This is a genomic window from Streptomyces sp. NPDC048197, assembly GCF_043202395.1.
Lineage (GTDB): Bacteria > Actinomycetota > Actinomycetes > Streptomycetales > Streptomycetaceae > Streptomyces > Streptomyces siderophoricus.
Genome location: NZ_JBIDAJ010000003.1, coordinates 23,443 through 33,761, shown reverse-complemented (window position 1 = coordinate 33,761; position 10,319 = coordinate 23,443). Strand labels below are relative to the sequence as shown.

Below are 10,319 nucleotides of genomic sequence, written 5' to 3'. Positions count from 1 at the left end.
TGTGTCGGGCGCCCCCCTCCTCGATCACCCCCCGCGGGGGCCGGTCGCCCTCCACCCCGCCGGGGGGCGGGGCGCGCGTCCAGGGGGGGGGGGGGGGCGCCCCCGCCACCGGTACTTCCGTCCGTCCGCCTCGTACGGCTACTTCACCGGGGTGAAGTCCCGCGCCCCGATGTAGTCCGGGCGCCGGACCGGGGCCGCGAAGGGCTCCACGGCCGTGTTCTCCACGCTGTTGAAGACGATGAAGACGTTGCTGCGCGGGTACGGCGTGATGTTGTCGCCGGAGCCGTGCATGGCATTGCAGTCGAACCACGTCGCCGAGCCGGCCTTGCCGGTGAAGAGGCGGATGCTGTGCTGGTCCGCCATCTTGGTCAGGACCTCGTCCGAAGGGATACCCGCGTCCTGCATCTGCAGGGACCGCTTGTAGTTGTCCTTCGGCGTCTCGCCCTCGCACCCCACGAAGTACTGGTGCGAACCGGGCATGATCATCAGGCCGCCGTTGGTGTCGTAGTTCTCCGTCAGCGCGATCGAGACCGACACGGTGCGCATGTTCGGCAGCCCGTCCTCGGCGTGCCAGGTCTCGAAGTCCGAGTGCCAGTAGAAGCCGGAGGCACCGAAGCCGGGCTTCACGTTGATCCGCGACTGGTGGACGTAGACGTCCGAGCCGAGGATCTGACGGGCACGGCCGACCACACGCGGGTCGGCGACCAGCTTGGCGAACACCTCGCTGATCTTGTGCACCTCGAACACCGACCGGACGCTCTGCGACTTCGGCTCGACGATGGAGCGCGGGTCGGCGCGCATCGCCGGGTCGAGCACCAGCCGGTCCAGTTCGGCGCGGTACACCGCGACTTCCTCCGCGGTGAGCAGTTCCCCGATGGCGAAGAAGCCGTCGCGTTCGAAGTCGCTCAGCTCGGACGGCGCGAACGGGCCGGCCGCTCCGGGCTGCGACCACACCACCGGGTCCTTCCGCGGAGTGATCACCTCAAAGGTGCCGCGGGTCGGGTACAGGTCGGCGGTGCGCTCGGGTGCGGTGGTCATGGTGTTGCCTTCCTCTCCTCTCGTACGGAATCTGGCATACGGGCGCGCGTTGCGTACCTTCCTTGCTCTGCCGGACGGGGCAGGCGGCAGGTCGCCTCAGACCGTCTCGGGCTCGCTGTCCGGTTCGGTGAGAAGCGGGTAGACCCCGTTCTCGTCGTGGTCCTCGCGGCCGGTGACCGGCGGGTTGAAGACGCACAGGCAGCGGAAGTCCTGCTTGATCCGCATGGTGTGCTTCTCATGCCCGTCGAGCAGGTACATCACGCCGGGCGTGATGAGGTGCTTCTCGCCGGTCTCGTCGTTGGTCAGCTCGGCCTCGCCCTCGACGCAGACGACGGCCTCGATGTGGTTGGCGTACCACATCGACGTCTCGGTGCCGGCGTACAGGACGGTCTCGTGCAGCGAGAACCCGACCCGCTCCTTGGCGAGCACGATGCGCTTGCTCTCCCAGGTGCCGGACTTGGATTTGACGTGGCGGTCGGTGCCTTCGATGTCCTTGAAGGAGCGGACGATCACGGTGCGGGCTGCCTTTCTGTCGTGACGGTGGTGCGGTGCGGTCCGGTACGGCGCGGTCAGGCGCAGTCGCGGACCGCGCGGCCGAGGATGCGCAGACCCTCGTCCAGTTCCTCGGGGGTGGTGGTCAGGGCCGGCAGCAGCTTGACGACCTCGCTCTCCGGGCCGGAGGTCTCGATCAGCAGGCCCAGCTCGAAGGCGCGCTTGGCGATCTTTCCGGCGAGCGGCTTGTCGGTGCACTCCAGGCCCCACACCAGACCGCGGCCGCGGTACTCGGCGAAGGCGCCCGGGTTCTCCTCGACGATCGCCTTCAGGTGCGCTTCGACGATCTCACCGCGGGCCAGGGTCTGCTTCTCCATCTGCCCGTCGGCCCAGTAGGTGTCGAGCGCCGCGGCGGCCGTGACGAAGGCCGGGTTGTTGCCGCGGAAGGTGCCGTTGTGCTCGCCCGGCTCCCAGATGTCCAGCTCCGGCTTGAACAGGGTGAGCGCGAGCGGCAGGCCGTAGCCGCTGATGGACTTCGAGACGGTGACGATGTCCGGCACGATGCCCGCCTCCTCGAAGGAGAAGAAGGCACCCGTACGGCCGCAGCCCATCTGGATGTCGTCGACGATCAGCAGCATGTCCTGGCGCTCGCACAGGGCGGCCAGGGCGCGCAGCCACTCGGTGCGGGCGACGTTGATGCCGCCCTCGCCCTGCACGGTCTCCACGATCACGGCGGCGGGCTTGTTCAGGCCGGAGCCCTGGTCCTCCAGCAGCCGCTCGAACCACAGGAAGTCCGGGGTCTGGCCGTCGAGGTAGTTGTCGAACGGCATCGGGGTGCCGTGCACCAGCGGGATGCCGGCGCCGGCCCGCTTCATGGAGTTGCCGGTGACCGCGAGGGCGCCCAGCGACATGCCGTGGAAGGCGTTGGTGAAGGACACGATCGACTCGCGGCCCTTGACCTTACGGGCCAGCTTCAGCGCGGCCTCGACCGAGTTGGCGCCCGTCGGGCCCGGGAACATGACCTTGTAGGGCAGGTCGCGCGGCCGCAGGATGATGTTCTGGAACGACTCCAGGAACGCCCGCTTGGCCGTGGTGGACATGTCCAGGCCGTGGGTGATGCCGTCCCGGTCGATGTAGTCGATCAGGGCGCGTTTGAGGACCGGGTTGTTGTGCCCGTAGTTGAGCGACCCGGCGCCGGCGAAGAAGTCGAGGTAGGTGTGGCCGTCCTCGTCGGTGATGCGGCTGCCCTGCGCGCGGTCGAAGACGGTGGGCCAGCCACGGCAGTAGCTGCGCACCTCCGACTCCACGGTCTCGAAGACGCTCAGATCGGGCTGGGTGATGGTCACAGCATGCTCCTGGGAGATGAGTGCGAGAGGCGGAAGAAGTCTTTGGGGGGCGGGGCGGCGCCGGCGGGTCGAGGGGGTGCCGGTGCCGCACGGCCGTCGCGGCGACGGTGCCGCACGGCCCTGGGACTAGGGCGCGGGCCTGGCCGGGGGCTCGAACGGGCCGATGAGGTGCAGCACCTCCGGCTCGTGGCCCTGCTCGGGGAACAGCCCCGCGTCGAAGAGCACCTCGCGCTGGACCGGCACGGAGTGCCGCTCGCCGAAGGACGCGAACAGCCGGTTGGAGGCGGCGTTGTCGGGGGTGATGGTGGTCTCGACGAAACGGATGCCCAGCTCTTCCCGGGCACGGGTGGTCACCCCGTCCAGGAGGGCGGCCGCCAGCCCCCGGCCCCGGTGCGCCGCGTCGACGGCGACCTGCCAGACGACGAGGGTCTCGGGGCGCTCGGGACGGATGTAGCCGGTCAGGAAGGCGGCCGGCTCGCCCTCCGCGTCGCGGGCGACGACGGAGGTGGCGGCGAAGTCCCGACACCACAGGAGGTAGCTGTACGAGGAGTTCAGGTCCAGCGCCTTGGAGTCGCGGGCGATGCGCCAGATCGCGGCTCCGTCCTCCACTCGGGGGGTGTCGAGCTTGAAGCCCTCCGGAAATTCTCCGATATCGCTACGGGCACCTGCATGGTCTGCTTGTGCGGCGGTCATGGAAATTAAATTTACCCAGGGAAAAAGGAAATTGCATCGCGGGGAGGGGTTACGTCGGGCCGCCCGATGTGTTATCGCGCGGGGGCGCCCGGGCGCGCGACGTCGAGTCGAGTTGCCCCGATTTGACCGGGAAGTACGGGGCGAAACGGACGTGCTGTGTGGTCGGTCACAGCTCCGTAACGCCCGCGAGATCCGTCCGAATTACGGGCTTCGAGGCTAGCGGAATCTTGGCGTTTGAGCTGCGGAAAAGCGGGCAGAAGAAGACGGGAAGCTGTACTCGGAGAAATTGGGAATTCGCCACCGGAGACCCTGGCGCAAGGCCCGGAAAAAGCTGTGGGACACATCCATGAGAAGCACCGCAAGAACATACGGCGAGAACGCCTGCGGGGCTTTTCCGGAAACATTGCGGCAATAAACGCCTACACAGCGTCGGCGCCCCCGGGCAGTCGTTCCACCGAGCCGTCCCCGCCGCCGTCACCCGCCCGTCGGCCTGCCGTCCCCGGCCGCCCGGCAGCCGCTGTGACCGCCGTCTCCGGCAGGCCCCTCGGCGCCGCCTAGAGTGCCGGTATGACGTCCATGAGTGAAGGTGCGGTGCTGCACCTCAAGGGGAGGGTCCTCGTCGGACCGGACGACGTGCGCGACGAGCTGTGGGTGGTCGGCGGGCGGGTGACCTACGACCGGCCGGCCCTGGCACGCGATGCCACCACCGTGCAGGGATGGGCGCTGCCCGGCCTGGTCGACGCGCACTGCCATGTGGGCCTGGACGCGCACGGCCCGGTGGACGCCCCCACCAGCGAGAAGCAGGCGCTCACCGACCGTGACGCCGGCACCCTGCTGATCCGGGACGCCGGATCACCCTCCGACACCCGCTGGGTCGACGACCGTGCGGACCTGCCGAAGATCATCCGGGCCGGCCGGCACATCGCCCGCACCAAGCGGTACATCCGCAACTACGCCCATGAGATCGAACCCGAGGACCTGGTCGCCTACGTCGCCCAGGAGGCCCGCCGCGGCGACGGCTGGGTCAAGCTCGTCGGCGACTGGATCGACCGCTCCACGGGCGACCTGGGGGCCTGCTGGCCCAAGGGCGCGGTCGAGGCGGCCATCGCGGAGGCGCACCGCCTGGGCGCCCGGGTGACCGCGCACTGCTTCGCCGAGGAGACCCTCGCCCCGCTCGTCGAGGCCGGCATCGACTGCATCGAGCACGCCACCGGGCTCACCGAGGAGACCATCCCGCTGTTCGCCGAGCGCGGGGTCGCCATCGTCCCCACCCTCGTCAACATCGCCACCTTCCCGCGCCTGGCGGACGCCGGCGCCGGGAAGTTCCCGCGCTGGGCGGACCACATGCGCCGGCTGCACGACCGCCGCTACGACACCGTCCGGGCCGCCTACGACGCCGGGGTGCCCGTCTTCGCCGGCACCGACGCGGGCGGCTCGCTGGCGCACGGCCTGGTCGCCGACGAGGTCGTCGAGCTGACCCGGGCCGGGCTGCCCGCCCGGGCCGCGCTCTCGGCCACCACCTGGGGCGCCCGCGAGTGGCTCGGCCGCCCGGGCCTCACCGAGGGCGCCCCGGCGGACCTGGTGGTCTACGAGAGCGATCCGCGCGAGGACGTCCGGGTCCTGGCGGCCCCGCGCCGGGTGGTGCTGCGCGGCCATATCGTGGGCTGAGACGCTGTCTCGGGGCGGGCGCTCACTTCCGGCGGGCCATCCAGGCCGCCACCACCGCGCCCGAGACGTTGTGCCACACCGAGAAGACCGCGGCGGGCAGCGCCGCGGCCGGGCTGAAGTGGGCGGTGGCCAGCGAGGCGGCCAGACCGGAGTTCTGCATGCCGACCTCGAAGGCCATCGCCCGGCTCGCCGGCCCGCCCAGCCGGGCCAGGCGGCCCGCGGCGTGCCCCAGCGCCAGCCCGAGGCCGTTGTGCAGCACCACTGCCAGCAGCACCGGCACCGCCGCCTCCTTGATCGCCGGCGCGCTGCCGGCGACCACGACCAGGACGATCACCGCCACGGTCGCCGCGGACAGCCAGGGCAGGGCCCGCAGCAGCCGGTCCACGAACCGGCCGGCGACCAGCCGGACCAGCAGGCCCGCCACGACCGGGAGCAGCACCGTCTTCAGGATGTCGGTCACCATGCCCCCGGCGTCCACGGCCAGGAACTGCCCGGCGAGCAGCAGCGTCAGCGCCGGCGTGATCAGCGGCGCGAGCACCGTCGAGACCGTCGCCACCGACACGGACAGCGCGACATCGCCGCGCGCCAGGAACGTCACGACGTTGGACGCGGTCCCGCTGGGCGCGCAGCCGACCAGGATCACCCCGGCCGCGAGCTGCGGCGGCAGGTCCAGCCCGGTCGCGATCAGCCAGCCGAGCCCCGGCATGATCACGTAGTGGGCGACCAGGCCCAGCCCCACCGCCCAGGGCCGCCGGGCGACCGCCGTGAAGTCCGGCGGGGTCAGCGTCAGCCCCATCGTGAACATCACCACGCCGAGCAGCCACGGCACCGCGGGCGCCCAGCCGGTGAAGTGCACCGGCCACAGCAGCCCGACCGCCCCCGCGGCGATCACCAGCAGCGGGAAGACCGTGACCGCCCGGCGGGCCGCCCGGTCGGAGGCGGGCAGCTCGCCCGGCGGGGCCGCGGCCGGCCGTTCCCGCTGTGCGTCCGGCTGTTGGTTGTTCTGCTCGATCGACACGGCGGCACCCTATCCGGGGTCTTCGTGTACAGGACAACAAGTTCCGGATCCTGGACGCGGGCCCGGATCCGGGCCGGGACCGGACGGGACCGGTCAACGGGCATCGCCCGAGAGGCGGGTGTCCTGTGACAGCGAACGTCGAGTGTGCGCCATCGAAGCTTCTGCTGCGGTGCGCGCGCGTGGCGAAGGGAAGGGGAGCGCTACCTCACCTGGTGCAGGTGAAGGCCTTGACCATCAGCGGAACGGGCCGTCGTCGGCGAAGGCGTGCACGGCGAAGCGTTTGCCCATCCTGCGGTATGCGGCGGCGGAAGGGTGCAGGCCGTCGGCAAGGTCGTCCACCTCGTCCGGGCCCAGCAGTGCGCGACCGTCGACATGGTGCAGGTGGGCATCGTGCGCTCGTCGGACCGCCACGATTCGGGCCAGTTCCTCGCGGACCACCTTCAGCGACAACGCCCCACGGACCACGTCGGCCGGGTCGCCCAGGGCTGTGATTCTCCCGTCCGGGCCCATCGCGGTCGGGCCGGGAGTCGCGTCGAGTGCCGGACAACTCACCGGGGACATCAGCAGCAACGGGGTGTCCGGGTGTCCGTCCCGGATCGTGTCGAGGAATCCGTGCACCGCCGGACCGAACGTCCGCAGCCGGAAGGTGGCCAGGGCCACGATGTTGATGCCCACCTTGAGGCTGATCAGGTCGGCGGGCATATCGCGGATCGTCCGGGCGACATACGGGTCCAGCATGTCGTTGCCCGGCTGGCTGAGGTTGATCACTTCCACTCCCCCGAGCGAAGCCGCCACCACCGGCCAGGTGCCGGTCGGGCCGTCGGCTTCGAGGCAGTGGCTGATGGAACTGCCGTGGTGCACCCAGCGGCGCCGACCGTCCGGCAGCGGTGCCAGCACCTCGCCGTCGGCACGTAGCGCCACCAGTTCCGTGGGCGTCTGCTGCGGCAGCCACAGCTCGACGTCCTTCATGCCGGTCGGCAGCCCGTCGAACCGTACGGTCCCCGGCTCCCCCGGGACCAGTCGCTGCGCGGCCCGGGGGCCCGCCATCCGCACCACATTGCCCATCGGCGCTTGACGGCGCCCGGCGTGGGCACCGTCCACCAGCAGTTCCAGCATCCCGGTCGGGCGAGGCTGGGGGTCCGTGTCGAGCTGCCCTGTGGAGGTGAGTACCTCGAACTCCAGCTCACGCGCATCGGTGCGGAACACAAGCCGCACCCCTGAAGGCATCACCGTCCCCCCGTAGACCGACGGGTCCTGGTACTGCTCCTTGGTCCACGCGGGCAACCGGCGAGGCATGACCCCCAGCTGCGTCCGCTCCAAGTCCAGCGCACCCCGTAACTCCACCGGCCCGCCCACCAGCGGGAATTCCCGCATCGCCACCGTCGCCGCTCCCCAACGCCCTCAGATCCGGATGCGTGTACGCACCCGCGAGTTATCCCACCGCCACCCTGACACACGAGCACTCATCGCCACTCACACTTCGTTGGCACGAGCGGGCCGCTCGTCATCCTTCCCTGGCACGGAACGGTGGTGTGGCTGTGACGGGGGAGATGCGGGGTGCCGCAGGAATCGAACCCGCGCACGGAAACCACCCTTTGGGATGAACTGACCTCACGTGGCTGCCCGTTCACCCTCGGTACGGACACGATGTGCGGGTCGATGTCGCCGGCCCGCGTGATGTCCCCCATTGGCGCGGCCGGCGACTCCATTTCTCTTGTGGGGGTTCCACACACGTGTCCACCAGTCCCACCCACTCCTCCGGTGCGCCCCGGCGCCTCGCCGCGGCCGTCGTCGCCACCGCGCTCACGGCAGGTCCCGCCGTGCTGCTCGGCGCCGCGCCGGCGCACGCCACCGGAGGGCACGGCCCGGCCCGGGGCAAGGCCGACGCGGTCGTCCTGCGCACCGGCCTGAACGTCGGCCTGCTCGACAAGACGGTCGACGTCCCGCTGAACGCCGTGCTGAACGAGGTGCACGCGCCCGCCTCGGCCGGCAAGACCGCGCTCACCGTGCGGCTCGACGGCATCGACCGGGGCCGCCCGTTCACCGTGCTGCGCGCCGACGCCGCCACCGCCCGCGCCACCACCGGCCACCGCAAGGCCGAGGGTTACGCCAACCTGCTGCATGCCAAGGTGCGGCTGCCCGGTCTGCCGCTGCTGTCCCTGATCGAGGTCCAGCAGGTCACCGCCAAGGCGGTGTGCGAGGCGGGCCACCGGCCCCGGGTCGAGGCCAACGTCCTCGGCCCCGTCCGCGTCCTCGGCAAGCAGGTCACGCTCACCGCGGGTGGCACCACGGACGTCAAGGTGCCGGGCGTGGGCGACGTACGGCTGGATCTGTCGCGCAAGAGCGTCACCGGGAAGACCGCCGCGGCCACCGCGCTCCAGCTGAACGTCTCGGTCAACCCGCTCAAGCTCAACGTCGCCGAGGTGCACGGCCGGGTCACCCTCGCCCACGCCGGCTGCACCGCCCCGGACGCCACCACCCCGCCCGCACACGGCGGTTCCGGCGGCACGACCGGAGGCAGCACGGGCGGCGGCGGCACCAACGGCGGTGGCACCAACGGCGGCGGGGGCGACAAGCCGGCCGGCGGCGGCACCGAGGTCAGCCGGTCCGGTGCCGGCAGGACCGGCCCCGACCTCGCCGAGACCGGCGGCAGTTCGGCCACCCCGTACCTCGCCGGCGGTGCCGGGCTGCTGGTCGCGGCCGGCGCCGGGGCCCTGGTCCTCACCCGCCGGCGCCGCGCCGCCGCCCCGCAGGGCGGCTGACGGCTCCGTACCCCCGTGCCGGTGCTGTGGGGGCATCGGCCGCGGGGTACGGCCCGGGGTGTGCCGGACGGACCGGAGGCGGCCCGTCCGGCACACCCCACCCCCGCCGGGGCCCGTCGGAAGCGAAGCGTGGTGCGACGGGACCCGGCGGGCCCGCACCCCGGCCCGCCGGCCCGGCTAGCCCAGCACCCCGGCCAGCGCCGTCACGAACCGGTCGGTGGTGGCCCGGTCCCGTACCGCCAGCCGCAGCCAGTCGGGCCCCAGGCCCGGGAAGGTGTCCCCGCGGCGGACCGCGAAACCCCGCGCCCGCAGGCCCTCCCGCACCCCGGCCGCGCCCGGCAGCCGCAGCAGGACGAACGGCCCCGCCGCCGGCCCGGCCACCCGGACCTCCCCGAACTCGCCCAGCCGGGCCAGCAGATGGGCCCGGTCCCGGGCGATCTCCTCGGCCGCCGCGGCGGCCTCCGCCAGCGCCGCCGGCGCACTGCACGCCTCCGCGGCGGCCAGCGCCGGACCGGACACCGGCCACAGCGGCTGGGCCCGCGCCAGGTCCGCCACCGTCCCGGGACCGGCCAGGACGTAGCCGATCCGCAGCCCCGCCAGCCCCCACGTCTTGGTCAGCGAGCGCAGCACCACCAGCCCCGGCAGATCCGTGCGCCCGGCCAGCGACTCCCGCTCACCGGGCACCGCGTCCATGAACGCCTCGTCCACCACCAGCGTCCGCCCGGGCCGCGCCAGGTGGGCCAGCGCTGCCGCCGGGTGCAGCACCGAGGTGGGATTGGTGGGGTTGCCGACCACGACCAGATCGGCGTCCTCCGGCACCGCGTCCGGATCCAGCCGGAATCCGTCCCGTTCGGAGAGGACCACCCGCTCCACGGTGTGCCCGGCGTCCCGCAGCGCCGCCTCCGGTTCGGTGAACTGCGGGTGCACCACCACCGGTCGGCGGGCCCGCACGGTCCGCGCCAGCAGCACGAACGCCTCCGCCGCGCCGGACGTCAGCAGCACCCGCTCCACGGGCAGCCCGTGCCGCCCGGCCACCGCCCGGCGCGCCGCCCGGCCGTCCGGATAGGCGGCCAGCGAGTCCAGCGACGCGGTGAGGCGCGCCTTGAGCCACGCCGGGGGAGTGCCGGCCCGGACGTTGACCGCCAGATCCGTCAACGCGCCGCCGTCACCCCGCACTTCGGCATCGCCGTGGTGCCGCAGATCGGGCTCGTCCGGCGCGGCGGGGGAGGGGCCGTCCGGGGCGGGAGCGGGCGCGGCGGGGCCGGAGCCGTGCCGCCGGACCGCATCGGTGGGCGCCGGCAT

Annotated in this window: 9 protein-coding genes; 2 read left to right on the top strand and 7 right to left on the bottom strand. The window is 72.4% G+C overall.

What is annotated here, in order from left to right:
* Nucleotides 1-138: 138 nt before the first annotated feature.
* The 4 genes from thpD to ectA all read right to left on the bottom strand — a co-directional run bounded on the left by thpD (nt 139) and on the right by ectA (nt 3,569).
* Nucleotides 139-1,038 (bottom strand): ectoine hydroxylase, encoded by a 900-nt coding sequence (gene thpD, locus ACGF4C_RS05475; protein WP_362143074.1) that lies wholly within the window; start codon nt 1,036-1,038, stop codon nt 139-141.
* Between the two features lie 96 nt (nt 1,039-1,134).
* Nucleotides 1,135-1,551 carry an ectoine synthase gene (locus ACGF4C_RS05470; RefSeq protein WP_030799260.1) on the bottom strand — a complete coding sequence of 139 codons (417 nt, stop codon included), beginning with the start codon at nt 1,549-1,551 and terminating at the stop codon, nt 1,135-1,137.
* A 56-nt stretch (nt 1,552-1,607) separates the two neighbouring features.
* Nucleotides 1,608-2,876, bottom strand: a complete 1,269-nt coding sequence (gene ectB, locus ACGF4C_RS05465) for a diaminobutyrate--2-oxoglutarate transaminase (protein WP_362143071.1) — start codon at nt 2,874-2,876, stop codon at nt 1,608-1,610.
* 126 nt (nt 2,877-3,002) lie between these two features.
* Complete coding sequence (gene ectA / locus ACGF4C_RS05460) at nt 3,003-3,569, bottom strand: diaminobutyrate acetyltransferase (protein WP_030411733.1); 567 nt, start codon at nt 3,567-3,569, stop codon at nt 3,003-3,005.
* A gap of 576 nt (nt 3,570-4,145) precedes the next feature.
* On the opposite strand from ectA, the gene ACGF4C_RS05455 reads away from it, so the two are divergent.
* Entirely contained in the window at nt 4,146-5,237 is a 1,092-nt protein-coding gene (locus ACGF4C_RS05455) for an amidohydrolase family protein (protein WP_393563926.1), read from the top strand.
* 22 nt (nt 5,238-5,259) lie between these two features.
* Here ACGF4C_RS05455 and ACGF4C_RS05450 read toward each other — a convergent pair whose 3' ends face one another.
* Complete coding sequence (locus ACGF4C_RS05450) at nt 5,260-6,183, bottom strand: bile acid:sodium symporter family protein (RefSeq protein ID WP_393563924.1); 924 nt, start codon at nt 6,181-6,183, stop codon at nt 5,260-5,262.
* A 306-nt stretch (nt 6,184-6,489) separates the two neighbouring features.
* Nucleotides 6,490-7,629 (bottom strand): GDSL-type esterase/lipase family protein, encoded by a 1,140-nt coding sequence (locus ACGF4C_RS05445; protein ID WP_393563922.1) that lies wholly within the window; start codon nt 7,627-7,629, stop codon nt 6,490-6,492.
* Nucleotides 7,630-7,988: 359 nt separating this feature from the next.
* On the opposite strand from ACGF4C_RS05445, the gene ACGF4C_RS05440 reads away from it, so the two are divergent.
* Complete coding sequence (locus tag ACGF4C_RS05440; RefSeq protein ID WP_393563499.1) at nt 7,989-9,017, top strand: SCO1860 family LAETG-anchored protein; 1,029 nt, start codon at nt 7,989-7,991, stop codon at nt 9,015-9,017.
* A gap of 177 nt (nt 9,018-9,194) precedes the next feature.
* Here ACGF4C_RS05440 and cobC read toward each other — a convergent pair whose 3' ends face one another.
* Entirely contained in the window at nt 9,195-10,319 is a 1,125-nt protein-coding gene (gene cobC / locus ACGF4C_RS05435) for an Rv2231c family pyridoxal phosphate-dependent protein CobC (protein ID WP_393563498.1), read from the bottom strand.

Excerpts from the sequence above, each read along its gene's own strand:
- cobC (WP_393563498.1), bottom strand. The coding sequence starts at position 10,319 with ATGCCGGCGCCCACCGATGCGGTCCGGCGGCACGGCTCCGGCCCCGCC.
- ACGF4C_RS05455 (WP_393563926.1), top strand. The coding sequence starts at position 4,146 with ATGAGTGAAGGTGCGGTGCTGCACCTCAAGGGGAGGGTCCTCGTCGGA.
- ACGF4C_RS05445 (WP_393563922.1), bottom strand. The coding sequence starts at position 7,629 with ATGCGGGAATTCCCGCTGGTGGGCGGGCCGGTGGAGTTACGGGGTGCG.
- ectA (WP_030411733.1), bottom strand. The coding sequence starts at position 3,569 with ATGACCGCCGCACAAGCAGACCATGCAGGTGCCCGTAGCGATATCGGA.
- thpD (WP_362143074.1), bottom strand. The coding sequence starts at position 1,038 with ATGACCACCGCACCCGAGCGCACCGCCGACCTGTACCCGACCCGCGGC.